Source organism: Pseudomonas sp. S3_B08, assembly GCF_054667725.1.
The window spans coordinates 3937435-3963903 of sequence record NZ_CP162750.1 but is presented as its reverse complement, the minus strand read 5'-3'; the positions used below and the strand labels follow the sequence as shown (position 1 = coordinate 3963903).

Genomic DNA, 26469 nt, shown 5'->3' with positions numbered 1-26469 from the left:
TGATCGCCTGACCCCGCTTCGTGCGCTTGTGCGCCCACAGGAACTCCGGTGAAAAAAATCGCAGTGTTCGCCGATGTGCAGAACCTCTACTACACCGTGCGTCAGGCCTATGGTTGCCACTTCAACTACGCCGCATTGTGGGCGGACATCAGCAAGAACGGGCAGATCGTCGAGGCCTATGCCTACGCCATCGACCGTGGCGACAGCAAGCAGCAACAGTTTCAGCAGATCCTGCGCAACCTCGGTTTCACCGTGAAGCTCAAGCCCTACATCCAGCGCAGCGACGGCTCGGCCAAGGGCGACTGGGATGTCGGCATTACCCTGGACATCATGGACGCCGCCGACCATGTCGACGAAGTGGTGCTGGCCTCCGGTGACGGCGATTTCGACATGCTGCTCGAGCGCATCATCAACAAGCACGGTGTGCAAGCGGTGGCCTACGGCGTCCCTGGCCTGACCGCCAACTCGCTGATCCGCGCCGCCAGCCGCTACGTGCCGATCGAAGGCGCACTGTTGCTCAAGAGCTGAGCTGAACAATAGATTTGAACGGAGTACACCCCGGTTTGGAACGCATCGCAGTCATCGACTTTGAAACCACCGGCCTGTCGCCGAACAGCAGCTGCCGCGCCACGGAAATCGCCGTGGTCATGCTGGAAAACGGCCGCATCGTCGAGCGTTACCAGAGCCTGATGAACGCCGGCGTGCGCGTCCCCGCGTTCATCGAGCAACTGACCGGCATCAGCAACGCCATGCTGCGCACCGCGCCGCCGGCCGAGCGGGTGATGGAAGAGGTCAACGAATTCGTCGGCTGCACGCCGTTGCTGGCGCACAACGCCTCGTTCGACCAGAAGTTCTGGGATTTCGAACTGGGGCGGATCAAACGCACACGCCTGCAGAATTTCGCCTGTTCACTGCTGCTGGCGCGGCGCCTGATGCCGGCGGCGCCGAATCACAAGCTCGGTACGCTCACCACGTTCGCGCAGTTGCCGCACACCGGCCAGGCTCACCGGGCCATGGCCGACGCCGAGATGGCCGCCAATCTGATGGCGCATTTGGCGGAAGAGTTGCGGGGCAAGCACGGGGTGCGCGAGTTGAATCACGACCTGCTGTGCAAATTGCAGAAAGTCCCTGCCGCAAAAGTCGGCGAGCATCTGCAGCGTTATCGCTGATCCCTAGCCCACTGCAGAGTGTTGTACACACCACCTTAACCATTATGGGATAAGACGATGTGTACTTTGGAACATCAAATGTCCTTTAGGAGCTGCCGAAGGCTGCGGGTTCGGCTTTAAGCCAGACTGTTGAATTGCTGGCTATTGATCTTGCTTACCGGCATGAAGCCTGTCGTTTTCTTGAAGTTCATAGTGTGTACAAAGTTCTTCATCGAGTCTGATGGATCGATGCTTTGCATGTTGAGCTTGGACAGTGTCTCGCGAGAAATAGCGACGCTGAGGATGGGCTGATCCTCTAAGTGGCCGGTCGCGGAGTTGAGGAGTAAGTCAACGGCCGTAACGATGACGAGGTGTTCGGGAAGAATATTTAGCAGTTCTTGACCCACACGCAGAACGCAGCTGGATACGTAGTCCTGTAACAGCTCATTAAATTTACTGATCGGCATTTTTTTCACCGACAGTTTTCCACTCTGTAGTAGCGACTTGATGTCTTGAGGGATCACTTTGGTCCCGTGTACCGAGAGTGTGCATTCGAGAATGCCGTTATCTGCGACCGAGAAATTAATTGACGTGCCCAAGTGGGAAATATCCGTGAACGGGTTCACGCGCAGAACTGCATCAATTTTCGATTGGCCATTGCCCGCGAGAATTCCTAGCGCGAGTTCGTGATCTATTTTCCAATCCTGATACTCGTTTTCCCACTCCGCTATTTCTTGAGCCAACTGCTGCGTGTCTTTGGCAACCGCTGCTTGAATAGCGTATTCCAGTTTTTTACGCTGTCTGGCCTCAAGTTTCAAAGTGCGCGTAATGAAGCCAGGTTTATAGCTGGCCTGTTTCGCCCTCGCTTGGTTTTCATGAGCATTTAGTGCGGCTGGTTTTATCGGTGGAGGTTGATTTGCGAACTCACTCCAGTCGATCCTTTCGCCGCAGTCTTTATGCACAGACAGCAACAAATCTATGTGATTTTCGTAGACCTCAACTTCGTAGGCGGCCTGCTCAAGGACCTCCATTTTTTCGAATTCTTTCTGACGCACCTCCAATTCCCTTTGTCGCCGTTTTGAGTTGCGCTCTGCTCTTCTCGCTGATGCCTGCATTGAGCGTAGGGTTCCCTTCCAAGTCATTTTTGAACTCCTTTCATGTCCATCGGTTTATTTGAGAACGGTCAATTCTCGGCATGTTCAGGACATTAGCTGCTGCGCTGGGTGGCGTCCATCGAACAAAAGTCTCCCGTAATCAGTTTGTTTAATTACGTGTATGGCTCGGCGAAGCATCCTACTGAAGTTTAGGGGGAATCCGTCTTGAGCCTAGATAACCCTGCCGTTAACCTCTGTGCGTCGCTGCAAATTCAGCGATCGGGACTGCAAGCCCGCCGATAGTTTGTTAGGAGACCACTGGCAAACCTATAATCGCGTCGCTTCAATTGGCGACTATCGATTTATGGTAGCTGTGTGCGGGAGACCTTCTGGTCTGCCGAGGTCTCCTACTCGGTCTTGCAGACCCGCGCACAGCTGCCACCCATCATCTGCAAGTGATGCGGGCAGCTCCGATGTTTTAAGGAGATTTGTCATGGTCAAGGTTGTCCCCACGCACTCAGAAAATTTCGATTCAGCATTCTCTCGTGAGCCGCTCATACAGCCCCAATTATTCATCCGTCATCACATTCAACTGCGGGCCACTCTGCAGCATGCGGAGGCTTGGTTCTGTGCCCGAGACATCGGTCGTCTCATGGGGCTGGAAATCAATGCACGACAAGTGCTCAAGCTGGATGAGGATCAGAGGCAGATGATGCATCTGTCTGGGCATGAAGGTGTTGACAAGGCTTTGATGCTGAGTGAGTCCGGCGTCTATTCGATGCTGATCTACCACTACTCCCCTGAGAACCGACACCTTCGCCAATGGCTTACGCATCAGGTCGTGCCCTTGCTTCGGCAGGACGCCAAGTCGGTTGCAGACCCGCATTTGCGTTTACTCGCGTGTGCCGGAGAAACGGTGAGGCTCCTGCATTGGCGCAATGAGCCTTGGATCCGTATGCGGGATATGCCGTATTTGCTGACCGAGGAGGGCCGCAGTTACGGTTGAATATTCGGCTGGTCGCTATGGCGGTGTGTCAGTCAGCTTTGTATTGATTGATGCACCGCCTTCGCGAGCAGGCTCGCTCCCACATTAATCTTTTCGGTGTGCCTGATTATTTACCGTTGCCTTCGATGTGTCCCAACGGCACACGCTTTTCGACTGCGCTTGAAAGCACAATCGACGTCTTGCTGAACCCGAACTGCGCCACCCGATCGATCAACTCTTCCAGCTTCGGCATCGAGGCCACCGCCGCTTGCATGATCACGCACGGGTCGCCGGTGACCCGATGGCATTCGGTGATCTGCGGGATTTTGATCAGTTCATCGTAGGCCTTCTGGTTGCCGTGCTGGTTCAGGCGCAGTTCGATCACGCACTGGATCGGCAGGCCGATTTTCGCCATATCGATTTTTGCTTGATAACCGGTGATCACTCCGGCCGCTTCTAGTTTGGCCACGCGTTCGGCGACGGCGGGGGCTGAGAGGTTAATCTTGCGCGCCAGATCAGCGTAAGACGCGCGGCCGTTTTCCAGAAGTGCGCCGAGCAGCATGCGGTCGTATTTGTCCAAGGCGAACTCCTGAAATGGCCAGACTTTCGAAATCGCGGCTTAACTCGGCGATCTCCGTGTTTTCCAAAGTGTACCGGCGCTAAAAACAGGTTTTGTAACTTATTTTTGCTCGTGCGCCTTTCTAGAATAATCCATCCACCGAATCTGACTGTCGAGCTGTCCATGCCTGCCTTGCGCCGTTTTTCCCTGCCGTTGATCGCTGCGTTTTTTGCGTTGTACGTGATTTGGGGATCGACCTATCTGGTGATTCGCATTGGCGTCGAATACTGGCCGCCGCTGTTGCTGGCCGGGGTGCGCTTCGTCATTGCCGGCAGCTTGATGTACGCCTGGCTGCGCTGGCGCGGTGCTCCTGCGCCGACCTGGGCGCAGTGGAAAGCGGCGGGGCTGGTCGGCATTCTGCTGCTCAGTTTTGGTAATGGCGCGGTCAGCGTGGCCGAGCACACTGGTGTGGCTTCCGGCGTTGCCGCGCTGGCGGTGGCGACGGTGCCACTGTTCACCTTGTTGTTCGGCTACTTCTGGGGCGCGCGCAATACGCGGCTGGAGTGGGCCGGTGTGGCGTTGGGGATTATTGGCATCGCCATGCTCAACATGGGTTCCAACCTGCAATCGAGCCCGCTCGGCGCGATGTTGCTGATCTTCGCGGCGGCGAGCTGGGCGTTCGGTTCGGTGTGGAGCAAATACCTGCCATTGCCGGCGGGGGCCATGGCCAGTGCGGTGGAAATGCTCGTCGGCGGCGTGGTCTTGCTGATCGGCAGTGCGCTGAGCGGCGAGCACCTGCAAGCCATGCCGTCGCTCGAGGGTTGGCTGGCGCTGGCCTATCTGATCTTCTTTGGCTCGATCATCGCCTTCAATTCCTACATGTATCTGCTCAAACACGTGCGCCCGGCGGCAGCGACCAGTTACGCCTACGTCAACCCGGCGGTGGCGGTGTTGCTCGGTGTAGTGTTTGTCGGCGAGACCATCGGCATCGAAGAAGCGTTGGCGATGCTGGTGATCATCAGCGCCGTGCTGCTGATCAGCCTGCCGCAGTGGCGTCGACCTGCGCAGCCACCCGTGGAAGAGGCGAAAGCCGTTCCGACGGAAGCGCGTACGAATTAGGGTAAACTGCGCGGCATTGCATCCCCGCGTCATTTTTTCCTACGGTACTCCCATGACTTTCGCCTCCCTTGGCCTGATCGAACCCTTGCTGCGCTCCCTCGAGACGCTCGGCTACCAGACCCCGACGCCGGTGCAGGCGCAAGCCATTCCGGCGGTGCTGGCCGGTCGTGACCTGATGGCAGCGGCCCAGACCGGCACCGGTAAAACTGCCGGTTTCGCCTTGCCGCTGTTGCAGTTGCTGGCCATGGAAGGGCCGAAAGTCACCGCCAACTCGGCGCGTGCGCTGATTTTGGTGCCGACCCGCGAGCTGGCGGAGCAGGTCCATGAAGCCGTGCGCCAATACGCCGAGAACCTGCCGCTGCGCACATATGCGGTGTACGGCGGTGTCAGCATCAACCCGCAGATGATGAAGCTGCGCGGCGGCGTCGATGTGCTGGTCGCCACGCCCGGTCGCTTGATCGACCTGTTCCGCCAGAACGCGCTGAAACTCAATCAGCTGCAAACGCTGGTGCTGGATGAAGCCGACCGTATGCTCGACCTGGGCTTCTCGGAAGAACTGGCGAACATTTACCGCATGCTGCCGAAAAAGCGCCAGACCCTGCTGTTCTCCGCGACCTTCTCCGATGACATCCGCCTGCTTGCCGGGCAGATGCTCAATGATCCTTTGAGCGTCGAAGTCAGCCCGCGCAACGTCGCTGCCAACACGGTCAAGCAGTGGATCGTCACCGTAGACAAGAAGCGCAAGGCCGAACTGTTCGTGCACCTGATGCGCAAGAACAAGTGGAAGCAGGTGCTGGTGTTCGCCAAGACCCGCAACGGCGTCGATGCGCTGGTGGAAAAACTTCAGGGCCTCGGTGTGAATGCTGACGGCATCCATGGCGACAAACCCCAGGCTACGCGCCAGCGCGCGCTGGACCGGTTCAAGCTCAGCGAAGTGCAGATTCTGGTGGCGACCGACGTCGCCGCCCGTGGTCTGGACATCGAAGACCTGCCGCTGGTGGTCAACTTCGATCTGCCGATCGTCGCCGAGGATTACATTCACCGCATCGGCCGCACTGGCCGCGCAGGTGCCACCGGTGAGGCGATCTCGCTGGTGTGTGCCGATGAAGTGAACATGCTCTCGGCCATCGAAATGCTGACGCGGCAGAACCTGAAGCGCCAGAACGAGCCGGATTTCGAACCCGAGCACCGCGTGCCGGACACCGATGCCAGCGGTCAGGTGATCAAGAAACCGAAAAAACCGAAGAAGCCGAAAGCGTCGGGCGGTGGCGGTGGTAAGCGCAATCTGGGCAAGTGGGTCGACAGCGGCGAGACCTCGGCACCGGAGCCATCGATCAAGCCGGTGCGCAAAGTGCCGGTGTTCAATACCGGACCGCGTAAGCGCAAGCCTTGATTTGATGAAGCGTTTGTAAGGACGTCTTCGCGACCAGGCTCGCTCCCACATTGGGGATGCGTTTCCCTGTAGGAGCTGCGGAACGCTGCGATCTTTTGATGTTGATGTTGATTTTTGAAGATCAAAAGATCGCAGCCTCGTTTCACTCGTCAGCTCCTACAGGATTTTGTCCTTAAGCCATTGCACAATACCCAGCCCTGCCGCCCGCCCGCTGGCAAAACACCCGGTCAGCAAATAGCCTCCGGTCGGCGCTTCCCAGTCGAGCATCTCGCCCGCACAAAACACCCCCGGCAGCGCCTTGAGCATCAAGCGCTCATCCATCGCTTCGAACCTTACGCCACCGGCACTGCTGATCGCTTCATCCAGCGGACGGGTTTTCACCAGTGTCAGCGGCAACGCTTTGATCGCTCGCGCCAGGAGCGCCGGATCGGCGAAGGTTTCGGCATCGGTCAGCTCGCGCAACAACGCTGCTTTAACCCCATCAATCCCCACCTGACTGTGCAGATGCTTGGCCATTGAGCGCGAGCCACGTGGTTTGCTCAGCGCCGCCTGCAATTTATCCACAGGCCGGCCGGGCAGCAGGTCGATGTGGATAACCGCTGCGCCATAGCGATTGATTTCCTCGCGTATCGGCGCCGACAGGGCATAGATCAGGCTGCCTTCAATGCCGGTCGCGGTGATCACGCATTCGCCCAGACGCGGGATATCGTCGTTTAACCCGATGGCGATGTTTTTCAGCGGCGCGCCGGCGAATTTGCTCACCATCAGCTCGCTCCAGGCCTGCACGTCGAAGCCGCAATTGCTTGGCTGCAACGGCGCCAGATCCACGCCGCGCTGCTCCAGCGGCAACATCCACGCGCCATCCGAGCCCAGGCGCGACCAACTGCCGCCGCCGAGGGCGAGCAGGGTGGCGTCGGGGTTTACGCTGATTTCGCCTTGCGGGCTGGCGATGCGCAGTGCACCGCTTGCGTCCCAGCCGAGCCAGCGATGGCGGGTGTGGATAACCACGCCACCGTCGCGCAGGCGCTTGAGCCAGGCGCGCAACAGCGGGGCGGCTTTCATGTCGGTGGGGAACACGCGGCCGGAGCTGCCGGTGAAGGTTTCGATGCCCAGTTCATTAATCCACTGGCACAGCGCATCGGCATCGAATGCGCGCAGCAGCGGGGCGATCTGCGGTGCGCGTTCAGCGTAGCGGGAGAGGAACGCCGGGTACGCTTCGGAGTGGGTAATGTTCATGCCGCCAACCCCGGCCAGCAGGAACTTGCGCCCGACCGAGGGCATGCCGTCGTACACGTCGACGCGGATTCCGGCCTGGCTCAGCACTTCGGCGGCCATCAGGCCTGCGGGGCCACCGCCGATGATGGCGACGTGGGTGTTGGCGGGGGCGGAATTCTGGGTCATGGGGGTGCGCTGCGGTATGGCGGGACAAGGCGCGCATTCTAACAGCGCTGAACCCTGTGGGAGACCCCATGTGGGAGCGAGCCTGCTCGCGAACGCGGTCTGTCAGTCAATTAGATGTTGTGGGTGCTAAAGCTTTCGCGAGCAGGCTCGCTCCCACCGGGGCTGCGGTGTATTTCGAGGCTGGTTAAAAAATAAACAGTGCGCTGGGCGCCATGCCCAGCCTGGCCTGCAGTCCCTTTCACTCAGGTTATCCACAGCCAGTTCCACAGCGATTGTGGGTAACGCAGCACGTTTCAATGACAGCCGTGTGAATCCCAGACCCGTTGCGCGCTGTGATGGAGGATGCCGTGGCGGCGGGCGAGGGCGTGGCGGTCCTTGCTGTAGCCGCCGCCGATCACCCCGACCACCGGGATGTCGCGGCCCAGGCAGTGGCGCATCACCCGTTCATCACGCTCGGCTACGCCCTCGTCGGTCAGTTGCAGATAACCGAGGGCATCGTCCTTGTGCACATCAACGCCAGCGTCGTAGAGCACCAGATCCGGTTGATACAGCGGCAGCAGGTAATTGAGCGTGTCATCGACCACCTGCAGATAGTCGGCATCGCCCATGCCTTTTGGCAGCGGGATGTCCCAGTCACTTTCGGCTTTGCGTGCGGGAAAATTCTTTTCGCAGTGCAGGGAAACGGTAATCGCCTCCGGCGTGTCATGCAGAATCCGCGCAGTGCCGTCGCCCTGATGCACGTCGCAATCGAAGATCAGCACGCGATTGACCCGGCCGCTCTGCAACAGGTACTGGCTGATGATCGCCAGGTCATTGAAGATGCAGAAGCCGGCAGGGTAATCGTAGTGAGCGTGATGGGTGCCGCCGGCCAGATGACAGGCCAGACCATGCTCAAGGGCTTGCTCTGCCGCGAGGATCGAACCGCCCACTGCACGCACGGTGCGTCGCGCCAGCGCTTCGTTCCACGGCAGGCCGAGGCGCCGTTGGTCTTCGCGGGACAACTCGCCGCTCATGTAGCGTTCGATATAGCTGCGGTCATGGGCGAGGGCGAGGATGTCGTTGGGGCAGATCTGCGGGCGCAGCAGGTCGGCGTCGCGGGTCAGGCCGCTGTCGACCAGGTGATCGCGCAACAGACGAAACTTGTCCATGGGGAAGCGGTGCTCCGCAGGAAACTCGGGGCTGTAGTCTTCGTGGTAGATCAACGGCAAAGGCATGGCTTGTTTCGCGCAGAACCTGGGAAAGAATGAACGATCCTACCAGCGATGTAGACTCAACGGCATGGAAATGGAGGGGACGATGGAGCCGATACTGGAGCTGCAAAGCGCGCGGTTGTTGATGCGTCAGTGGCAGGATGAGGATTTGCCGGCATTCGCCGCGATGTGCGCCGATCCGCAGGTGATGCGCTACTTTCCGGCGCCGTTGACCCGGCTCGAGAGTGCCGCATTGATCGGCCGTGTGCGCGGGCATTTTGCCGAGCACGGCTTTGGCCTGTGGGCGCTGGAGCGCAAGGACACGGGTGAGTTCATCGGTTTCACCGGGTTGGGCGTGGTCGGCTTCGATGCGCCGTTTACCCCGGCGGTGGAAATCGGCTGGCGTCTGGCCAAGGAACACTGGGGCCTGGGTTACGCCAGCGAAGCGGCGTGGACGGCTCTGCGCGCGGGTTTCGACCAGTTGAAACTGGAGGAAATCGTCTCGTTTACCGCCGGGCAGAACGCGCAGTCGGAGAAGGTCATGCAGGCGATCGGCATGCATCACGATCCGCAGGATGATTTCGATCACCCCAAGGTTGCGCTCGATCACCCGTTGCGCCGCCATGTTCTGTATCGCATCAGCCGCGAACAATGGCTGCAAACCTTGCATGAATAAGCCGACACGGACGTTTACAATGGCCGCCATCGTATTTGGCCCGTGCCAGAACCTGAATCGTCCGCCGCAGCCAAGACTGCGCGGCCATTGCTTTGTGTGAGGAGAGTCTGAATGAGCCAAGTGCTGGAAGATCTGGTCGATCTGCTGACCCTGGAACCGATCGAAGAAAACCTGTTCCGTGGCCGCAGCCAGGATCTGGGGTTCCGCCAGTTGTTCGGCGGTCAGGTGCTGGGCCAGTCGCTGTCGGCGGCCAGTCAGACGGTGGAAGAAGCGCGTCATGTGCACTCGCTGCACGGTTATTTCCTGCGCCCGGGCGATGCCAAGTTGCCGGTGGTCTATTCGGTGGATCGCGTGCGTGATGGCGGCAGCTTCAGCACTCGCCGCGTGACTGCGATCCAGAAGGGCCACCCGATCTTCACGTGCAGCGCTTCGTTTCAGTACGACGAACAAGGTTTCGAGCATCAGGGCCAGATGCCCGTGGTGGTCGGCCCGGAAAACCTGCCCTCGGAGCTGGAACTGATCCAGCAGCGTGCGCACCTGATTCCCGAGCACATGCGTGAAAAACTGCTGTGTCCGAAACCGATCGAAGTACGCCCGGTTACCGAAAAAGACCCGTACAACCCGCAACCGGCCGATCCGCTGAAGTACGTGTGGTTCCGCGCCGACGGCGCCTTGGCCGACATCCCGGCGCTGCACAAATACCTGCTGGCGTATGCCTCGGACTTCGGTCTGCTGACCACGTCGATGCTGCCCCACGGCAAGTCGGTCTGGCAGAAGGACATGCAGGTCGCCAGCCTCGATCACGCGCTGTGGTTCCACAATGATCTGCGCGCCGATGACTGGTTGCTCTACGCGATGGACAGCCCGTGGGCCGGCAACTCCCGTGGTTTTTCCCGTGGCAGCGTATTCAACCGTGCCGGGCAACTGGTCGCTTCGGTGACTCAGGAAGGTCTGATCCGCCATCGCAAGGACTGGGCATGAGCCTGACCGAGGTTCGTCATTGGGTGTTCGACATGGACGGCACGCTGACCGTCGCCGTGCATGATTTCGCGGCGATTCGTGTGGCACTGGCGATTCCGCCGGAGGACGACATCCTCACCCATCTCGCTGCATTGCCAGCGGATGAAGCGGCGGCCAAGCATGCCTGGTTGCTCGAGCATGAACGCGATCTGGCGCTGGGCTCGACCCCGGCCACCGGTGCGGTAGAGCTGGTGCGCGACCTGCATGCGCGCGGTTATCGCCTCGGCATCCTCACGCGCAATGCGCGGGAGCTGGCGCATGTCACGCTGGAGGCGATCGGCCTGGCTGACTGCTTCGCGGTCGAGGATGTGCTGGGTCGCGACGAAGCACCGCCGAAGCCGCATCCCGGCGGTTTGCTGAAACTGGCCGATGCCTGGCAAGTGCCGGCCAGTGACATGGTGATGGTTGGTGATTACCGCTTTGATCTGGATTGCGGCCGAGCAGCGGGGGCGCGGACGGTGTTGGTGAACCTGCCGGATAACCCGTGGCCGGAGTTGACGGATTGGCATGCAAGGGATTGTGTTGAGTTGCGGCGGATGCTGCAGGCCTGAGATCGTTGTTGTCTGATCGGACGCCTTCGCGAGCAGGCTCGCTCCCACAGGGGAATGCATTCCGAGTGTGGCATTTATTCCAAATGTGGGAGCGAGCCTGCTCGCGAAGGGGCCGGTGGATTCATTAGAAAACTCACTGATCAAACAAAGCCTTCTGCCCCTCCGCCGACGTCAGCATGCCATCCCCGTCATGCCCGACCCCAGGCACTTCAATCAGCCGCTGATTGACCCCCTCGGGATGCCGGCGCAGTAAGTAGCCGAAATACATTTTTCCGCGCATCAAGCGGTAAGCCCCTTGCGCCTCGGCCGCGCAGCTCTTGTCCAGCGCCGGATGTTCCGGGTCGACGTCCTGCTGCCCGAGCAGATAAATCACCTCGCGTTTGACGTAAGCGCTCTCGACCTGCAACGGCGTTTGCCCGCCGGCATACACCGGCATGTCCGCCAGGCCGTACTTCCAGCGATTGAAGCCCGGGCATTGTGCGTGGTCGAACGCCACTGGCCGCTGCTCGTTGAAGTACGCATAAGAAGAAGGATTGGCCACTACATAGCGCAAGCGAATACCGTTGGCCTTGAGCGCCGGCTGATCCTTGGCCAGCAGGGCGTAACGCTGCACCACCTGACCCCCACCGGAGTGGCCGAAGATCACGATCTGCTTCACGTCCGGAAACTGTTTGCGATCGCTGACCCGCGCGACGATTTCATCCAGCGCCGCGTAGGAGCTCAGCGGATTTGGCCCGCTGGACAAGCCGCCGCCCATCCACTCGTTGCCCTGCCAGCGCAGCACCGTTGGCGGCAAGGAGTACAGGGTGACGTCGCTTTCATTGAGAAACTGCGGAGCGATCACCAGCGTGTGCGCGGTCTGCCCGGCGAGTTCGGCGGCGCTTTCCGCGCTTTTGCGGTAGGTCTCGGCGTTGCGCAGGCGACCGTGAATGACGATCAGCACCCGCTCGATCTTCTCCGGTGCCGGGCCGATGCCCACCGCCATCTCCCCGGCCTTGAGTTGCAGGCGACCGGGGCTGATCGCATCGACGCCGGCCGCTTGCGCGGTGCCGACGATCAACAGTAACGCCACAAGCCATTTATGCATTTACAGGGTTTTCGCCGCGAAGGTGTCGCACTGGCTTACCTGGCCTTGCGCGAATCCGGTTTTGAACCAGCGCACCCTTTGCGCTGACGTACCGTGGGTGAACGAGTCCGGCACCACACGGCCCTGACCCTGTTGCTGCAAGCGATCATCGCCGATGGCGTTGGCGGCGTTCAAGGCTTCCTCGATGTCGCCCGGTTCCAGCCAGTTCAGGCGTTTCTGCGCGTTATACGCCCAGACGCCGGCGAGACAGTCGGCCTGCAATTCCTGGCGAACCAGCAAGCCGCCGTCGCCCTCCATCTGCCGGCCTTGCTGACGCGCCGCCTGCATCTTCGCCGAGACGCCCAGCAGCGTCTGCACATGGTGGCCGACTTCGTGCGCAATCACGTAAGCCTGAGCGAAATCGCCGGCGGCTTTGAAGCGCTGCGACATTTCCTGAAAGAACGCCATGTCCAGATAGACCTTCTGGTCTGCCGGGCAATAGAACGGGCCGGTGGCAGAAGTGGCCATGCCGCACGCGGAGTTCACCCGATTGCTGAACAGCACCAGTGTCGGGTCTTTGTATTGGCGTCCGGCCTGCTGGAAGATCGGACCCCAGGTGTCTTCGGTGTCGCCGAGGATCGAGCGGACGAATTCGGCCTGTTCATCATTGGCCGGTGGCGCCTGACGGGTTTGCGAGGAGGGCGCCGGCTGCTCCATCTGCCCGGTCAACTGGCCGAGGATCTGCAGCGGGTCCTGGCCGGTGAGCCAGCCGATGCCGACAATCAGCACGATGGCCGTCAGGCTCAGGCCCTTGCCGCCGCCGAAGCGCATGCCGCCGCCACCGCCTGCGTCATCACCCCGGGCGTCGACGACGTTGTCACTGCGTCGGCCTTTTTTCCATAGCATGTGGGAATCCTCTTTTATTGCCGGTGATGAATCTGCTGGTGATGAGTGTTGCCGCTGTGTGAGTGTGGCGCCAGTCCGGTCGTCCGTCCATGCACACGCGCCCACATGGTGCGGGCCTGGTATTGACGGTCGAGCGGGCCGTGAATTCAATCCCGAGTGGAATTTCTTCTGCCGATTCATGAACCCGCCGTTTCGACGGCAGTCTGTGATGTTGCACACTGGCCGGGCGCCGAAGTGGCGGGAATCTTGCCTCGAGGTTTTGCTTAACGGCGGTTTCCCGGCGAAGAAGAGTGCAATCTGTGCGGTTGCTGAAAGCTCTGCCGACTATGATTGCCACACCGATTGCCGCCAGCGCGAACGCTCGCCCGGGTATTTTTTCAGAGATTGCCAATGACCGTCAGCACCCCGCTCTCCGGTGTCAACCAGCCCTTCAAGGGGATTCTGCTGATTGTCGTGGCGACGTTCCTGTTTTCCAGTCACGACGCGCTGTCGAAATACCTCTCCGGTTTTTATCCGATCGTGATGGTGGTGTGGGCGCGCTACGTGGTGCACACCTTGTTGATGGCGGGGATTTTCCTGCCGCAGTCCGGTTTGCGCGTGCTGCGTACGAAAAAACCGTTATGGCAGCTCGCCCGTGCCCTGTGCCTGCTCGGCACCAGCCTGTTTTTCACCACGGCGCTGCTGTACATCCCGCTGGCGGAAGCCACGGCGGTCAACTTTCTCGCGCCGGTACTGGTGACGGCGTTATCGGTGCCGCTGCTCAAGGAACGAGTGACGCGCGGGCAGTGGATCGCGGTGATCTGCGGCTTCATCGGCGTGCTGATCATCGTCCACCCGGGCGGCGAACTGTTCACCCCGGCGATCCTGCTGCCGTTCTGCTCGGCGCTGTTCTTCTGCTTCTACCAATTGCTGACGCGCAAGCTCGCCGAAGTGGACAGCCCGACCACCAGCAACTTCTTCGCCGGGCTGTGCAATACCCTGGTGATGAGCGCGCTGGTGCCGTTCTTCTGGCAAGTGCCGACGTTGCCTCATGCCGCGCTGATGCTGGCGCTGGGCAGTTGCGGGATGACGGCGCATCTGTTCCTGACTCAGGCCTTCCGTCACGCTGCACCAGCCTTGCTGGCGCCGTTCGGCTATTGCCAGATCGTCTTTGCCGGGTTGTTGGGCTGGCTGCTGTTCAATCACACACCGAGCGGGTTGACGGTGATCGGTATTGCGGTGATCTGTTGCAGCGGATTGGCGGCAGCGTGGCAGCAGAGCCGGCGCTAAGGGGGAGCAAAGATCCCTTGGAGCTGACGAGTGAAACGAGGCTGCGATCTTTTGATCTTAAACAGCAAGATCAAAAGATCGCAGCGTTCCGCAGCTCCTACAGGGGCGATTTAGCGGGTTATTCGACGGTCGGAATCTTGCGCGGTGCCATGAAGTACATCCACGTCAGTGCGAGGAAGTACATTGCAGGGATCAGCGTGAACAGCACCGTGTAGTTGTTGTTGGTAACGGTGAGGATGTGGCCGACGATCTGGGTCATGAACATCCCGCCGATCGCCGCGCACATGCCGCCGAAGCCGAACACCGTGCTCATCATGTGCTTGGGCGTGTAGTCCATCACCAGGCTCCAGATGTTCGCAGTCCAGGCCTGATGCGCGCCGATCGCCAGCGAGATCGCCGCCACCGCCACCCACAGATTCGCCGAGCCGGCGGCCATGACCACGCCGATGATGCAGCAGGCAAACAGCAACATCGACAGCAGCCGCGCCTTGATCGAGTTCATCCCGCGACCGATCAGGAACGAGGACAGAATCCCGCCGCCGACACTGCCGAAGTCAGCCGTGACGTAGATGATGATCAGCGGAATACCCATCTGCGTCACGTTGATGCCGAGGTTGTATTGCTGATTGAGAAACGGCGGCAGCCAGTACAGATAGAACCAGAACACCGGCGCGGTCAGCGAGTAGGCGAGGGCGAAGGCCCAGGTGCCGCGCATGCGCAGGATCTTGCTGAACGGCACGCGGGCCTGTTCCGGTTCGACTTGCTGCTGGATGTAATCGAGTTCCGACTGTTTCACCGTCGGATGGTCTTCCGGATTGAAATACTTCAAGCCCCAGAACAACAGCCAGATGCCGCCGAGTGCCGCCATGCACAGGAACGCCGCTTGCCAGCCCCACACATGCAGGACCAGTGGCAGCAGCATCGGCGTGAACATCGCGCCGACGTTGGTGCCGGCGTTGAAAATGCCGGTAGCGACAGCGCGTTCACCGGCCGGGAACCACAGGCGCGTGGTCTTCACGCAGGCCGGGTAGTTGGCCGCTTCCGTCAGGCCGAGGATGAAGCGGCAGACCATGAAGCCGACCGCCGAGGTCGCCAGGCCGTGGGCGCCGGTGGCCAGGCTCCAGAGCAGTACGGCGCAGAAGAACACGCGCTTGACGCCGACCCGGTCGATCAGGCGTCCCTGCAGGACAAACCCGATCGCGTAGCCGACCTGAAACCAGAAGTTGATGTTGGCGTAGTCCATCGCCGTCCAGCTCATTTCCTTGGCGAGGATCGGCTGCATGACGCCGAGGGCGGCGCGGTCGATGTAGTTGAGGGTGGTGGCAAAAAACACCAGCGCCAGCATGCCCCAGCGGGTCTTGCCGACGGCCATGGCGCCGCGGATCTTGTCGCCAATGCCACCCGTGGCAGTGCTCATGGCCGGAGCCATGCGGGAAGTCTGTGAAGGAATCATGTGTTCCACCCGTTTTTGGATTTGTTATTTGGTGTTCTTTTCTGTCGAACACCTTGCCCGGTGGTTAGTGGCCGGACTCGATGTGCAACCGATGTTGGGCAGTGAACAAAAAATCGTCAATTCGCCAAATCGCCTTAGTGTTCGATAATCGCACGCAAAACTAACCGGGTAGTACACTTTAAATTGCTGCGCGCAGGGATGCAGCCAATAATTTCCCTCACTATAAAAACCCATTCCCCGGTAGGAGCTGCCGAAGGTTGTGATCTTTTGATTTTGCTGTTTTGGTAATCAAGATCAAACGATCGCAGCCTTCGGCAGCTCCTACAGTAAAGATAAAGCGGCGCAGTCCGGGAGTTGAAACATGCAGCGTTCCATTGCCACCGTTTCCTTGAGCGGCACCCTGCCGGAAAAACTCGAAGCCATTGCCGCCGCCGGGTTCGACGGCGTGGAGATTTTCGAAAACGACCTCCTGTACTACGACGGCAGTCCCCGGGAAATTAAACAGATGTGCGCCGATCTGGGGATCGCCATCACCCTGTTTCAGCCGTTCCGTGACTTCGAAGGCTGCCGCCGCGAGCGCCTGGCGCGCAACCTTGAGCGTGCCGAGCGCAAGTTCGATCTGATGCAGGAACTTGGCACCGACCTGGTGCTGGTCTGCAGCAACGCCTCGCCGGACAGTGTCGGCGATCAACAAATCCTCGTCGATGATTTGCGCCTGCTGGCTGAACGCGCCGGCGCCCGTGGCTTGCGCATCGGTTACGAAGCGCTGGCGTGGGGCCGTCACGTCAATACTTATCAACAGGTCTGGGACATCGTCCGCAAGGCCGATCACCCGAGCCTCGGCGTGCTGCTCGACAGCTTCCATACCCTGTCGCTGAAGGGCGATCCCAGCGCGATCGCCGACATTCCCGGCGACAAGATCTTCTTCGTGCAAATGGCCGACGCACCGATCCTGGCCATGGATGTGCTGGAGTGGAGTCGGCATTTCCGCTGTTTCCCGGGGCAGGGCGAATTCGATCTGCCGGGTTTCCTCGCGCCGATCATCAAGAGTGGCTATACCGGGCCGCTGTCGCTGGAAATCTTCAACGACGGCTTTCGCGCCGCGCCCCCGCGAGCCAACGCCGCCGATGGTTTGCGTTCGCTGCTGTATCTGGAAGAGAAGACCCGTCAGCGTCTCGAGCAGGAAGCGGCGCCGGTGGCCAACCGTGAGATTCTTTTCGAAACGCCGCCGGCCAGCGAATACAACGGCGTGGAATTTCTCGAATTTGCCGTCGATGAAGCGCTGGGCGCTAAGCTCAGTCACTGGCTGCAACGCCTCGGTTTCGCCAAGGCCGGGCAGCATCGCTCCAAGAGCGTCAGCCTGCTGCGTCAGGGCGATATCAACCTGATCCTCAACTCCGAGCCGTATTCCTTCGCCCACAGCTTTTTCGAAGCCCACGGCCCGTCACTGTGCGCCACGGCCGTGCGGGTCAAGGACAGCGCCAGTGCGCTGGCCCGCGCGGTCGCTTACAAGGGGCAGCCCTATCGCGGGCTGGTCGGGCCGAATGAACTGGAGCTGGCGGCGGTGCGCGCACCGGACGGCAGCCTGATTTATCTGGTCGATGAGGACGCCGACGTGTACGGCACCGATTTCAATCTGTTGCCGGACGCGCAGACCGGCGGCGGCCTCAAGCGTATCGATCACATGGCCATGGCGTTGCCGGCGGACAGCCTCGACAGTTGGGTGCTGTTTTACAAAAGCCTGCTGGATTTCGAAGCCGACGACGAAGTGGTGCTGCCCGATCCGTACGGTCTGGTGAAGAGCCGCGCACTGCGCAGTCGCGACAGCTCGATCCGGCTGCCGCTGAACATTTCCGAGAACCGCAACACTGCCATTTCGCATGCGCTGTCGAGTTATCGCGGCTCCGGCGTGCATCACATCGCCTTCGATTGTGACGACATCTTCGCCCAGGTCAGTCGCGCCAAAGAGGCCGGTGTGCCGCTGCTGGACATCCCGCTGAATTACTACGACGACCTCGCGGCGCGTTTCGATTTCGACGATGAGTTTCTCAGCGAGCTGGCCTATTACAACGTGCTCTACGACCGTGACGCCCAGGGCGGCGAGTTGTTTCACGTCTACACCGAGCCGTTCGAGGGGCGTTTCTTCTTCGAGATCATCCAGCGCAAGAATGGCTATGCCGGCTACGGCGCGGCCAACGTTGCGGTGCGGCTGGCGGCGATGGCCAAATCCCGCAGCGGTGCGGTGCGTCAGGCGAAGTTGTAGGGAATTCGTAAACGCGGGATTAAACACCGGCTGCGCGGCTTCCTTCACTGTCCCGCGCGGCCCATAATCGCCAGCTTGTGCAGTGATGGCCGTGAGCCCGCGATGACCATGAATTCAGAACTTTCCGCCGCTGCTGTCGAGTCCGACGCAGTGCCGCGCAAGAGTCGCAAGAACAATCCGGAAAAGACCCGCGAAAACATTCTGCAGGAGGCGATCGTCGAGTTCGTCCAGCAGGGCTTGTCCGGCGCCCGCGTCGACGCGATCGCCGAGCGCATCCACACCTCCAAGCGGATGATCTATTACTACTTCGGCAGCAAGGAGCAGTTGTACGTCGAGGTGCTGGAGAAGCTTTACGGCGATATTCGCAGCACGGAAAACCGCCTGCACCTGGACGAGCTGCTGCCCGAGCTGGCGATCCGCCGACTGGTGGAATTCACCTTCGATCACCATGACCACAACGTCGATTTCGTGCGCATCGTCAGCATCGAAAACATCCACAACGCCGAGTACGTAAAGCGTTCCGATGCGATCAAGGCGCTGAACAACACGATCCTCGACACCTTGGGCGGGATTCTGCAACGAGGCGCGGACGAAGGTTTGTTCCGGCGTGGCATCGATGCGCTGGACGTGCACCTGCTGATCAGTTCGTTCTGCTTCTATCGCGTGTCGAACCGCCACACGCTGGGAGAAATCTTCCAGATCGACCTGCCGGACGAAACCATCAAGCAGCGCCACCGCGAGATGATCTGCGAATCGGTGTTGCGCTACCTGAAGGCCTGACTCGATCCCCCCTGTGGGAGCGAGCCTGCTCGCGAAAGCGGTGTGTCAGTCGCCCTGTTCGTTGACTGAATCGACGCCTTCGCGAGCAGGCTCGCTCCCACAGAGTTACCCTGTTGTTCAGCCATTCATGCTCTGAAAATGCTCAAGCATGCGCTGCGCATCCGGCACCACGCCGCTGAACAGTTCAAACGCCTTCACCGCCTGAAACACCGCCATGTTGCCGCCATCCAGGGTGCGGCAACCCAAGGCGCGGGCATCGCGCAGCAGCTCGGTTTCCAGCGGGAAATACACAATTTCCGCGACCCACATTGCCTTGCGTAGCAAGCCGGCCGGCACCGGTGAACCCGGCAGCTTGGCCATGCCCATCGGCGTGGTGTTGACCAGGCCATCGGCCTGCGCCAGCGCCCCGGGCAAATCCCGTCCCGCCTGCGCGCGACCGGCGCCAAAATGTTGATTCAGATTGTTCGCCAGGCTCTCGGCACGCTCGCGGTCGACATCAAAAATCGTCAATTGCCGTACGCCTTCACTGAGCAGCGCGTGGGCCACCGCCGCGCCAGCCCCGCCGGCGCCCATCTGGACGACACGTTCACGGGCAGCGTCTGTCAGACCCCGGCGAAAGCCCTCGGCGAAACCGAGGCAATCGGTGTTGTGGCCGACACGCTTGCCGTCCTTCAGCACCACGGTGTTGACCGCGCCGATGCCACGGGCTTCCGGCGATAACTCATCGAGCAGCGGGATGACCGCCTGTTTGCACGGGAAAGTGATGTTCAGTCCGGTGTAATTCATCCGCTCCGCCGCTTGCAGCAGGTCGGGCAGGGCCGTGCTGTCGAGGTGCAATTGATCGAGGTCGATGAGCTGGTACAGATAACGCAGGCCCTGCGCATCACCTTCGTGCTCATGCAGTGCCGGTGTACGTGAAGCCTGAATCCCGGCGCCGATCAGCCCGGCGAGTATCACCCTGGAACGCGACATGGTTCTTACCTCTGCAACCGCTGACTGAAATGCTCCAGCGCCAGGCGGTAGCCATGGCTGCCGAACCCGCACATCACCGCCGTGGCGATGCCGGAAACAAACGAATGATGACGAAACGGCTCACGGGCATGCACGTTGGACAGATGCACCTCGATCACCGGCAATTCACTGGCGACCAGTGCATCGCGAATCGCCACGGACGTATGCGTCCACGCCGCCGGATTAATCACGATCCCGGCACAACGACCACGCGCGGCGTGAATCCAGTCGAGCAGCTCGCCTTCATGATTGGTCTGGCGAAATTCCACGGTCAGGCCGAACTCGTCAGCCGCGCGACCACACAGTGCAGAAATATCGGCCAGGGTTTCATGACCATAAGTCGCCGGCTCGCGGGTGCCGAGCAGGTTCAGGTTCGGGCCGTTAAGCACCAGAACGATAGGGGACATGGGGGCAACTCCACTTATTGTTTTTGGCATTGGCCGAGAGGGTTCGGCCTGTGGAGATAAAATGTACTAGATGGTTACATCGGTCAATTGAACAGAAATGACCTTGGCGTTTTATGTTCGGTGATCGCACGGATCAAAAGATCGCAGCCTTCGGCAGCTCCTACAGATAACCGCGTTCCACATGTAGGAGCTGCCGAAGGCTGCGATCTTTTAGAGCACCCACAAAAAAGCCGTCAATCACGACGGCTTTCTCGTACCAACTACCCGCGATTAGCGTCGGGTCAGCAGCACACCGGATTCCATGTGATGGGTCCACGGGAACTGGTCGAACAATGCGCACTTGGTAATGCGGTGGGTGTCATGCAGCTGGGCGATGTTGGCCGCGAGGGTGTCAGGGTTGCAGGAGATGTAGAGGATGTTGTCGAAGCGTCGTGTCAGTTCGCAGGTGTCCGGGTCCATGCCGGCGCGTGGCGGGTCGACGAAGACGCTGCCGAATTCGTAGCTCTTCAGATCGATGCCGTGCAGGCGGCGGAACGGGCGCACTTCGTTGAGCGCTTCGGTCAGCTCCTCGGCGGACAAACGCACCAGCGTAACGTTATCCACAGCGTTTTCGCTGAGGTTGCTCAGGGCCGCGTTGACCGAAGTCTTGCTGATTTCGGTAGCGAGCACTTTGCGCACGCGAGTCGCCAGCGGCAGGGTGAAGTTGCCGTTGCCGCAGTACAACTCGAGCAGATCGTCGCTGCGATCGCCCAGCGCTTCGTAAGCCCAATTGAGCATCTTCTGGTTCACCGTGCCGTTGGGCTGGGTGAACGCGCCTTCGGGCTGGCGATAGCTGAAGGTGCGGCCGCCGACTTCGAGTTTCTCGACGACATAGTCCTGACCGAGCACTTCGCGCTTGCCCTTGGAGCGGCCGATGATGCTCACGCCGAGATCGGCCGACAGCTTCGTTGCTGCCGCATGCCAGTGCTCGTCCAGCGGACGGTGATAGCACAGGGTGATCATCGCGTCGCCGGCCAGCGTGGTCAGAAATTCGACTTGGAACAGCTTGTGGCTCAGCGCCGAACTGGCTTGCCACGCGGCCTTCAACTGCGGCATCAACTGGTTGATGCGCAGGCTGGCAATCGGGAATTCTTCGATAAGGATCGGCGTGCGTTTGTCGTCCTGAGAGAACATCGCGTAGTGGCGTTCGCCGCCCTCGCGCCACAGGCGGAATTCGGCGCGCAGGCGGAAGTTCTGCAGAGGCGAGTCAAACACCGTCGGCGCAGGTGCATCGAACGGTGCCAGCAGATCACGCAAGCGCGTGACCTTGGCTTCGAGTTGTTCGGCGTAGGCTTGGGAATCGAAACTCATGCGTTGAACCAACCCAACTTGATCACAAACAGAATCGACAGAATCACCAGTGCCGGGTTCAGCTCACGGGCGCGGCCGGACAGCAGCTTGATGGCGGTCCAGGCGATGAAGCCGAAGGCGATGCCGTTAGCGATCGAATAGGTGAACGGCATGGCCAGCGCGGTAACCACAACCGGCGCCGCCACGGTGATGTCGTCCCAGTCTATTTCCGCCAGGCCGGAAGTCATCAGCACGGCGACGAACAGCAGCGCTGGCGCAGTGGCGAACGCCGGAACGCTGGCCGCCAGGGGCGAGAAGAACAGCGCCAGCAGGAACAGGATTGCCACGACGATGGCGGTCAGGCCCGTGCGGCCCCCGGCACTGACGCCGGCAGCGGATTCGATGTAACTGGTCGTGGTCGAAGTACCCAGCAGCGAGCCGGCCATGGCCGCAGTACTGTCGGCGATCAGCGCACGGCCCATTTTCGGCATGTGGCCGTCCTTGCCCATCAGGCCGGCGCGCTTGGCGACGCCGATCAGGGTCCCGGAGTTGTCGAACAGGTCGACGAACAGGAAGGCGAAAATCACGCTGACCAGACCGATGTCGAGTGCGCCTTTGATGTCCAGTTGCAGGAAGGTCGGCGCCAGCGACGGCGGCATTGACATGATGCCGCCGAACTCGGTGACGTTCAGTACGATCGAGGCGATGGTTACGGCGAGAATGCCGATCAGCACCGCGCCACGCACTTTCAGCGCTTCGAGGGCGACGATCACGGCAAAGCCAACGGTGGCCAGAATCGGCGCCGGTTTGGTCAGATCGCCGAGGCCGACCATGGTCGCCGGGTTGCTGACCACGATGCCGGCATTGTGCAGGGCGATCAGTGCCAGGAACAGGCCGATACCTGCGGCGATCGCCGAGCGCAGTGGCAGCGGAATGGCGTTGATGATCCATTCACGGATGCGGAAGATCGACAGCAGAAAGAACAGCACGGCGGAAATGAACACCGCACCCAGCGCCACTTGCCAGGTGTGGCCCATGTGCAGCACCACGGTGTAGGTAAAGAAGGCGTTCAGGCCCATGCCCGGAGCGAGAGCGATCGGGTAGTTGGCGATCAGGCCCATCACGGTCGAGCCGATTGCAGCCGCCAGACAGGTGGCGACGAAGATCGCGCCTTTGTCCATGCCGGTCTCGCCGAGGATGCTCGGGTTGACGAACAGAATGTAAGCCATGGCCAGGAAAGTCGTGACGCCCGCAAGAATTTCGGTGCGCACGTTGGTGTTGTGTGCCTTGAGTTGAAACAGCCTTTCCAGCATGTCTGCTCCCCGTGGCGCGCGTGGCGCCGTGAATGTATCGACCTCAACAGCAAAGCACAGACCGTCGCAAGCGCCTGGAAAATTGTCGTGGGCCGGAAAAAGCCGCGCATCATACCAGCCGCGTGAGGAATTTGGCGGATGTTGGTGTCGATCGTCGGCGAAGTTTTGCGCAGCCAACAACTGCGCCATACTGCGCGCTGATTTTTTGGAGTGGGCAGGCATGCGCAACGGTTGGATCAGGATTTTCGGATGGATTGCAGCACTGCTGCAGACAGCTCCGGCGTTCGCGGCATCGGCGCCGCCGCTCACCGAGGTGAAGGTGATCAAAGTGCAGTCACCGTCCTGCGGCCTGGAAGATATTGCCGATAACCAGCCGCAAACCCAATGCAATCACAGCGGGCCGAATATCAAAGTCTTCGTGCTGGAAGTCGGCTATGGCCAGAACCAGCCACACGTGACTCTGGATGGCTTCGAGGTCAACGGCACCAGAGGTCCGGTGTGCGCCTTCGATAATGGCAACCTCACCGAATGCACGCCTGGCAGCAAAACCGTCGGATCTCTTTATACCTTCGATCTGGCCGGCAAACAGGAAGGCACCTTCAACTTCAGCAACACCTCGATCAACGCCCCGCGCAACACGCTTTCGACCCAGCTTTACATCAAGTAACGGCTGTCTGCGAACAGGGTGGGACAAAGCTGACTACGCTTGACTGACTATCCAGCGGAAAGCACCCATGACTTCCAGAGCCCTGATTGCCCTCGCCGAGGGCATCGACGATTTGCAAAGCGTGACCCTGATCGACGTGCTGCGCCGCGCCGGCATCGAAGTGGTCGCCGCCAGCATCGAAGGCCGACGCATGCTGACCTGTGCGCGCGGCACCCGGCTGACTGCCGACGGCATGCTGGTCGATGTACTGGCACAGACTTTTGACCTCATTGTCCTGCCGGGCGGTGCCGTCGGTTCCCGGCATCTGGCGGCGCATCAACCCTTGCAGCAATTGCTCAAGGACCAAGCCAGCGCCGGCCGCCTGTTCGCCGCCATCGGCGAAGCTCCAGCTGTCGCCCTGCAAGCATCAGGCGTGCTGCGCCAGCGACGCATGACCTGCCTGCCCGGCGCCAGCCATCAACTATCAGGCTGTACGTTTGTTGATCAAGCGGTGGTGGTCGACGGCAACTGCATCACCGCCCAAGGCTCGGGCGCGGCGCTGGAATTTGCCTTGACCCTGGTCGAGCAGCTTGGTGGCAAGGCGTTGCGGGCGAGGGTGGCGGGGGAGTTGATGGCCTGAAGGGTCAGCCGTGGGCTGCGAGGGGTTCTATCATTGGTTGCTCACGGTGCTCCGCTTGCCAAAGATCGTAGTCGGTTTGGACGCCTAGCCAAACGCGCGCCTTGCCGATCCCTGCACGCTCAAGTCTTACTGCCAGATCCGGGCTGATCGGCGCGTGTCCGTGCAGTACGCGCGAAAGATGCGGGCGTGCAAAGCCAAGGTGCCGGGCCAATTCGCTCACGCTGATACCAAGCTCGGGCAAGATATCCAGCAGCAGGGTTTCACCGGGGTGTGGCGGGTTGTGCATGGGCATGAGCCAGCCTCCTGTCAGTGGTAGTCCAGATAATCGACCAATTCGATATCCGAACCGACAAAACGAAAGATCACTCGCCAGTTGCCTGAAACGCTGAGCGACCAATATTCGCTCAGCTCACCTTTCAACGGATGCAGGCGCCAGCCGGGCAAGTCCAGGTCTGCGGGAAGCGTCGCTCGATCCATGAACTGCAACATGCGCGACAGCCGTTTTGCATGGTCGGCACGAATTCCACGAGTCGTACCTGTTTCATAGAAGCCACGAAGGCCTTTGTGCTGAAAGGATTTGATCATGGCGGCGAGTGTAAGGCGATACATTACACCCGGTGCGGTAACTATGTACCGCACGTTGTCGCTTGATAGGTGCTGAGCAGGTGAGTTTTTTCCAAAAAACTCAGACCTTCTCTTCCACCGGCACATGCATCCGGTCCCGATTCGCCAACGTCGGGAATAGTTTGATCCACGTTCCTGTGACCACCAGCGTGCCGATCCCGCCCATCACCACGGCCGGCACGGTGCCGAACCAGTGGGCGGTGAGGCCGGATTCGAATTCGCCCAACTGGTTGGATGCGCCGATGAACAGGCCGTTGACCGCACTGACCCGGCCGCGCATTTCGTCGGGGGTTTCCAGTTGTACGAACGAGGCGCGGATGACCATGCTGATCATGTCCGCTGCGCCGAGCACCACCAGCACCGCCAGCGAGAACCAGAACGAGGTCGACAGGCCGAACGCGATGGTGGCGACGCCGAAGATGCCGACGGCGGTGAACATCACCCGGCCGACATTGCGTTCCACGGCAAATCGCGCCAGAAACAGCGACATCAGCAACGCACCCACCGCCGGCGCCGAGCGCAACAGGCCAAGGCCCCACGGGCCGGTCAGCAGAATGTCCTTGGCGAACACCGGCAGCAACGCCGTGGCGCCACCGAGCAACACGGCGAACAGGTCCAGCGAGATCGCTCCGAGGATGTCCGGGCGGCTGCGGATGAAGCGAATTCCCGCCAGCAGCGAGTCCAGCGTGGCTTTGCCTTTATTCAATGGCGTCTGGCGTGCCGGCAGGTTGAGCATCAGCGTGCAGGCGATCACGTACAGCAGCACGGTCGGGCCGTAGACCCAGACGCTGCCGAACGCATAGAGCAAACCGCCAAGAGCCGGAGCGACGATAGTGGCCGACTGCTGCGCCGATTGCGCGGCGGCAACCGCACGGGGGAAAAGCGCACTGGGGACGATGCTGGGCAGCAAGGCCTGAGTCGTCGGCATCTCGAACGAACGGGCGGCGCCGAGCAGGAAGGCGAGGATGAAAATCATCTCGCGGGTGACGTGATCGGTGGCGCTGCCGATAGCCAGCGCCAAGGCAATCAGTGCCTGCAACGACTGGCAAAGCGCGGCGACCTTGCGCCGATCATAGCGATCGGCAACGTGCCCGGTGTGCAGCATGAACAGCACCCGCGGCGCGAATTCGACCAGCCCGACCAGGCCCAGATCCAGCACGTTGCCGGTCAGTTGATACAGATTCCAGCCGATCGCCACGGTGAGCATCTGGAAACCGCTGGCGGTGAAAATCCGCGCCAGCCAAAAGGCCATGAATGGACGATGGTGACGTAACAGCAGGGGCTCTTGAATGGGCATCTGAAGGCAGGTCTTGGGCGAGTGAACGGCGAGATTATCACCAGTCTGTAACAGGAAGTTGCTAGGAGAAACAATTCAGTTAGCCAGACATCGATCTTTCATGCTGACAATCAACCCTGTGGTGAGGGGATTTATCCCCGTTGGGTCGCGCAGCGGCCCCAAAAGCTGGAAGCGACGACTGCTGCGCAGCCGAACGGGGATAAATCTCCTCGCCACAGGGGAGTGAGGCAACTTGTCACGCGGCAAACCACCACGCAGTTCATTGGTAAAAATGGGACTACTCTTTCAACGTTGCTTGATCCAGATCAAGACCCCGACCGGAACTGATC

Annotated in this window: 27 protein-coding genes; 13 read left to right on the top strand and 14 right to left on the bottom strand. The window is 60.5% G+C overall.

The annotated features are described in order from the left end of the window. The first annotated feature begins 48 nt into the window (after positions 1–48). Complete coding sequence (locus AB4N73_RS17925; protein ID WP_056790604.1) at positions 49–528, top strand: LabA-like NYN domain-containing protein; 480 nt, start codon at positions 49–51, stop codon at positions 526–528. 35 nt (positions 529–563) lie between these two features. After that, positions 564–1169, top strand: coding sequence for a 3'-5' exonuclease (locus AB4N73_RS17920; protein WP_095181881.1), 606 nt, complete (start codon positions 564–566; stop codon positions 1167–1169). A gap of 116 nt (positions 1170–1285) precedes the next feature. On the opposite strand, the gene AB4N73_RS17915 is transcribed toward AB4N73_RS17920, so the two are convergent. After that, positions 1286–2290 carry a hypothetical protein gene (locus AB4N73_RS17915; RefSeq protein WP_460142378.1) on the bottom strand — a complete coding sequence of 335 codons (1005 nt, stop codon included), beginning with the start codon at positions 2288–2290 and terminating at the stop codon, positions 1286–1288. Positions 2291–2735: 445 nt separating this feature from the next. Between AB4N73_RS17915 and AB4N73_RS17910 the strand changes: the two genes are divergently transcribed. Continuing rightward, positions 2736–3248, top strand: coding sequence for a BRO-N domain-containing protein (locus AB4N73_RS17910; RefSeq protein WP_236168721.1), 513 nt, complete (start codon positions 2736–2738; stop codon positions 3246–3248). A 106-nt stretch (positions 3249–3354) separates the two neighbouring features. Here AB4N73_RS17910 and AB4N73_RS17905 read toward each other — a convergent pair whose 3' ends face one another. After that, positions 3355–3807 (bottom strand): Lrp/AsnC family transcriptional regulator, encoded by a 453-nt coding sequence (locus AB4N73_RS17905; protein WP_056790591.1) that lies wholly within the window; start codon positions 3805–3807, stop codon positions 3355–3357. A 162-nt stretch (positions 3808–3969) separates the two neighbouring features. Here AB4N73_RS17905 and yedA point away from each other — a divergent pair, with 162 nt between their 5' ends. Together yedA and AB4N73_RS17895 are read left to right on the top strand one after the other, a co-directional pair. Continuing rightward, on the top strand, positions 3970–4905 hold the full coding sequence (gene yedA, locus AB4N73_RS17900) for a drug/metabolite exporter YedA (RefSeq protein ID WP_315435491.1): 936 nt from the start codon (positions 3970–3972) through the stop codon (positions 4903–4905). Positions 4906–4957: 52 nt separating this feature from the next. After that, positions 4958–6298, top strand: coding sequence for a DEAD/DEAH box helicase (locus AB4N73_RS17895; RefSeq protein WP_024014423.1), 1341 nt, complete (start codon positions 4958–4960; stop codon positions 6296–6298). Between the two features lie 156 nt (positions 6299–6454). Here the strand turns inward: AB4N73_RS17895 and AB4N73_RS17890 are convergent, their stop codons facing one another. Both AB4N73_RS17890 and AB4N73_RS17885 read right to left on the bottom strand, forming a co-directional pair. Beyond that, complete coding sequence (locus tag AB4N73_RS17890) at positions 6455–7699, bottom strand: TIGR03862 family flavoprotein (protein WP_460142377.1); 1245 nt, start codon at positions 7697–7699, stop codon at positions 6455–6457. A gap of 293 nt (positions 7700–7992) precedes the next feature. Then, positions 7993–8913 carry a histone deacetylase family protein gene (locus AB4N73_RS17885; RefSeq protein ID WP_056790583.1) on the bottom strand — a complete coding sequence of 307 codons (921 nt, stop codon included), beginning with the start codon at positions 8911–8913 and terminating at the stop codon, positions 7993–7995. Positions 8914–8995: 82 nt separating this feature from the next. Between AB4N73_RS17885 and AB4N73_RS17880 the strand changes: the two genes are divergently transcribed. From AB4N73_RS17880 to AB4N73_RS17870, 3 genes are all read left to right on the top strand, one after another. After that, positions 8996–9565, top strand: a complete 570-nt coding sequence (locus AB4N73_RS17880; protein ID WP_095181877.1) for a GNAT family N-acetyltransferase — start codon at positions 8996–8998, stop codon at positions 9563–9565. A 111-nt stretch (positions 9566–9676) separates the two neighbouring features. Further along, a complete protein-coding gene (gene tesB, locus AB4N73_RS17875) occupies positions 9677–10546 on the top strand; it encodes an acyl-CoA thioesterase II (RefSeq protein ID WP_236168718.1) in 870 nt (289 codons plus the stop codon). After that, positions 10543–11136, top strand: coding sequence for an HAD family hydrolase (locus tag AB4N73_RS17870; protein ID WP_150638437.1), 594 nt, complete (start codon positions 10543–10545; stop codon positions 11134–11136). Before tesB ends, AB4N73_RS17870 begins: the two co-directional genes overlap by 4 nt. Before the next feature lie 133 nt (positions 11137–11269). Here AB4N73_RS17870 and AB4N73_RS17865 read toward each other — a convergent pair whose 3' ends face one another. After that, complete coding sequence (locus tag AB4N73_RS17865) at positions 11270–12223, bottom strand: alpha/beta fold hydrolase (RefSeq protein WP_457265202.1); 954 nt, start codon at positions 12221–12223, stop codon at positions 11270–11272. Beyond that, on the bottom strand, positions 12224–13108 hold the full coding sequence (ypfJ, locus tag AB4N73_RS17860) for a KPN_02809 family neutral zinc metallopeptidase (RefSeq protein ID WP_310220142.1): 885 nt from the start codon (positions 13106–13108) through the stop codon (positions 12224–12226). A 390-nt stretch (positions 13109–13498) separates the two neighbouring features. Here ypfJ and AB4N73_RS17855 point away from each other — a divergent pair, with 390 nt between their 5' ends. After that, positions 13499–14377, top strand: coding sequence for a DMT family transporter (locus tag AB4N73_RS17855; protein ID WP_041477756.1), 879 nt, complete (start codon positions 13499–13501; stop codon positions 14375–14377). Positions 14378–14495: 118 nt separating this feature from the next. Here AB4N73_RS17855 and AB4N73_RS17850 read toward each other — a convergent pair whose 3' ends face one another. Beyond that, complete coding sequence (locus AB4N73_RS17850) at positions 14496–15830, bottom strand: MFS transporter (protein WP_041477757.1); 1335 nt, start codon at positions 15828–15830, stop codon at positions 14496–14498. A gap of 361 nt (positions 15831–16191) precedes the next feature. On the opposite strand from AB4N73_RS17850, the gene quiC reads away from it, so the two are divergent. Further along, a complete protein-coding gene (quiC, locus tag AB4N73_RS17845; protein WP_460142376.1) occupies positions 16192–18093 on the top strand; it encodes a 3-dehydroshikimate dehydratase QuiC in 1902 nt (633 codons plus the stop codon). 102 nt (positions 18094–18195) lie between these two features. Further along, a complete protein-coding gene (locus AB4N73_RS17840) occupies positions 18196–18873 on the top strand; it encodes a TetR/AcrR family transcriptional regulator (RefSeq protein ID WP_252868321.1) in 678 nt (225 codons plus the stop codon). A gap of 117 nt (positions 18874–18990) precedes the next feature. Here the strand turns inward: AB4N73_RS17840 and AB4N73_RS17835 are convergent, their stop codons facing one another. The 4 genes from AB4N73_RS17835 to AB4N73_RS17820 all read right to left on the bottom strand — a co-directional run bounded on the left by AB4N73_RS17835 (position 18991) and on the right by AB4N73_RS17820 (position 22933). Next, positions 18991–19845, bottom strand: a complete 855-nt coding sequence (locus AB4N73_RS17835) for a shikimate dehydrogenase (protein ID WP_460142375.1) — start codon at positions 19843–19845, stop codon at positions 18991–18993. A gap of 5 nt (positions 19846–19850) precedes the next feature. After that, the gene (aroQ, locus tag AB4N73_RS17830; protein ID WP_137215639.1) at positions 19851–20291 is read right to left on the bottom strand and encodes a type II 3-dehydroquinate dehydratase; all 441 of its coding nucleotides are present in this window, start codon (positions 20289–20291) and stop codon (positions 19851–19853) included. Positions 20292–20561: 270 nt separating this feature from the next. Then, entirely contained in the window at positions 20562–21641 is a 1080-nt protein-coding gene (trmA, locus tag AB4N73_RS17825) for a tRNA (uridine(54)-C5)-methyltransferase TrmA (RefSeq protein ID WP_150638447.1), read from the bottom strand. Continuing rightward, the gene (locus AB4N73_RS17820) at positions 21638–22933 is read right to left on the bottom strand and encodes an NCS2 family permease (RefSeq protein ID WP_016773083.1); all 1296 of its coding nucleotides are present in this window, start codon (positions 22931–22933) and stop codon (positions 21638–21640) included. Before AB4N73_RS17820 ends, trmA begins: the two co-directional genes overlap by 4 nt. Before the next feature lie 220 nt (positions 22934–23153). Here AB4N73_RS17820 and AB4N73_RS17815 point away from each other — a divergent pair, with 220 nt between their 5' ends. After that, positions 23154–23600, top strand: coding sequence for a DUF4879 domain-containing protein (locus tag AB4N73_RS17815; RefSeq protein ID WP_460142374.1), 447 nt, complete (start codon positions 23154–23156; stop codon positions 23598–23600). A gap of 67 nt (positions 23601–23667) precedes the next feature. Further along, positions 23668–24219 carry a DJ-1 family glyoxalase III gene (locus AB4N73_RS17810; RefSeq protein ID WP_252868317.1) on the top strand — a complete coding sequence of 184 codons (552 nt, stop codon included), beginning with the start codon at positions 23668–23670 and terminating at the stop codon, positions 24217–24219. Between the two features lie 4 nt (positions 24220–24223). On the opposite strand, the gene AB4N73_RS17805 is transcribed toward AB4N73_RS17810, so the two are convergent. From AB4N73_RS17805 to AB4N73_RS17795, 3 genes are all read right to left on the bottom strand, one after another. After that, on the bottom strand, positions 24224–24511 hold the full coding sequence (locus AB4N73_RS17805; protein WP_460142373.1) for a HigA family addiction module antitoxin: 288 nt from the start codon (positions 24509–24511) through the stop codon (positions 24224–24226). 14 nt (positions 24512–24525) lie between these two features. Then, positions 24526–24804, bottom strand: coding sequence for a type II toxin-antitoxin system RelE/ParE family toxin (locus tag AB4N73_RS17800; RefSeq protein WP_041477766.1), 279 nt, complete (start codon positions 24802–24804; stop codon positions 24526–24528). A gap of 100 nt (positions 24805–24904) precedes the next feature. Next, positions 24905–26140, bottom strand: coding sequence for an MFS transporter (locus tag AB4N73_RS17795; RefSeq protein WP_400501154.1), 1236 nt, complete (start codon positions 26138–26140; stop codon positions 24905–24907). Between the last annotated feature and the right edge of the window lie 329 nt (positions 26141–26469).

Coding starts and splice junctions, on each gene's coding strand:
- AB4N73_RS17810 (WP_252868317.1), top strand. CDS start 23,668: ATGACTTCCAGAGCCCTGATTGCCCTCGCCGAGGGCATCGACGATTTG.
- AB4N73_RS17850 (WP_041477757.1), bottom strand. CDS start 15,830: ATGATTCCTTCACAGACTTCCCGCATGGCTCCGGCCATGAGCACTGCC.
- AB4N73_RS17805 (WP_460142373.1), bottom strand. CDS start 24,511: ATGCCCATGCACAACCCGCCACACCCCGGTGAAACCCTGCTGCTGGAT.
- AB4N73_RS17895 (WP_024014423.1), top strand. CDS start 4,958: ATGACTTTCGCCTCCCTTGGCCTGATCGAACCCTTGCTGCGCTCCCTC.
- tesB (WP_236168718.1), top strand. CDS start 9,677: ATGAGCCAAGTGCTGGAAGATCTGGTCGATCTGCTGACCCTGGAACCG.
- AB4N73_RS17890 (WP_460142377.1), bottom strand. CDS start 7,699: ATGACCCAGAATTCCGCCCCCGCCAACACCCACGTCGCCATCATCGGC.
- AB4N73_RS17870 (WP_150638437.1), top strand. CDS start 10,543: ATGAGCCTGACCGAGGTTCGTCATTGGGTGTTCGACATGGACGGCACG.
- AB4N73_RS17915 (WP_460142378.1), bottom strand. CDS start 2,290: ATGACTTGGAAGGGAACCCTACGCTCAATGCAGGCATCAGCGAGAAGA.
- AB4N73_RS17840 (WP_252868321.1), top strand. CDS start 18,196: ATGACCATGAATTCAGAACTTTCCGCCGCTGCTGTCGAGTCCGACGCA.
- aroQ (WP_137215639.1), bottom strand. CDS start 20,291: ATGTCCCCTATCGTTCTGGTGCTTAACGGCCCGAACCTGAACCTGCTC.
- quiC (WP_460142376.1), top strand. CDS start 16,192: ATGCAGCGTTCCATTGCCACCGTTTCCTTGAGCGGCACCCTGCCGGAA.
- AB4N73_RS17910 (WP_236168721.1), top strand. CDS start 2,736: ATGGTCAAGGTTGTCCCCACGCACTCAGAAAATTTCGATTCAGCATTC.
- AB4N73_RS17815 (WP_460142374.1), top strand. CDS start 23,154: ATGCGCAACGGTTGGATCAGGATTTTCGGATGGATTGCAGCACTGCTG.
- AB4N73_RS17885 (WP_056790583.1), bottom strand. CDS start 8,913: ATGCCTTTGCCGTTGATCTACCACGAAGACTACAGCCCCGAGTTTCCT.
- AB4N73_RS17800 (WP_041477766.1), bottom strand. CDS start 24,804: ATGATCAAATCCTTTCAGCACAAAGGCCTTCGTGGCTTCTATGAAACA.
- AB4N73_RS17880 (WP_095181877.1), top strand. CDS start 8,996: ATGGAGCCGATACTGGAGCTGCAAAGCGCGCGGTTGTTGATGCGTCAG.
- yedA (WP_315435491.1), top strand. CDS start 3,970: ATGCCTGCCTTGCGCCGTTTTTCCCTGCCGTTGATCGCTGCGTTTTTT.
- trmA (WP_150638447.1), bottom strand. CDS start 21,641: ATGAGTTTCGATTCCCAAGCCTACGCCGAACAACTCGAAGCCAAGGTC.
- AB4N73_RS17820 (WP_016773083.1), bottom strand. CDS start 22,933: ATGCTGGAAAGGCTGTTTCAACTCAAGGCACACAACACCAACGTGCGC.
- ypfJ (WP_310220142.1), bottom strand. CDS start 13,108: ATGCTATGGAAAAAAGGCCGACGCAGTGACAACGTCGTCGACGCCCGG.
- AB4N73_RS17795 (WP_400501154.1), bottom strand. CDS start 26,140: ATGCCCATTCAAGAGCCCCTGCTGTTACGTCACCATCGTCCATTCATG.
- AB4N73_RS17835 (WP_460142375.1), bottom strand. CDS start 19,845: ATGTCGCGTTCCAGGGTGATACTCGCCGGGCTGATCGGCGCCGGGATT.
- AB4N73_RS17855 (WP_041477756.1), top strand. CDS start 13,499: ATGACCGTCAGCACCCCGCTCTCCGGTGTCAACCAGCCCTTCAAGGGG.
- AB4N73_RS17865 (WP_457265202.1), bottom strand. CDS start 12,223: ATGCATAAATGGCTTGTGGCGTTACTGTTGATCGTCGGCACCGCGCAA.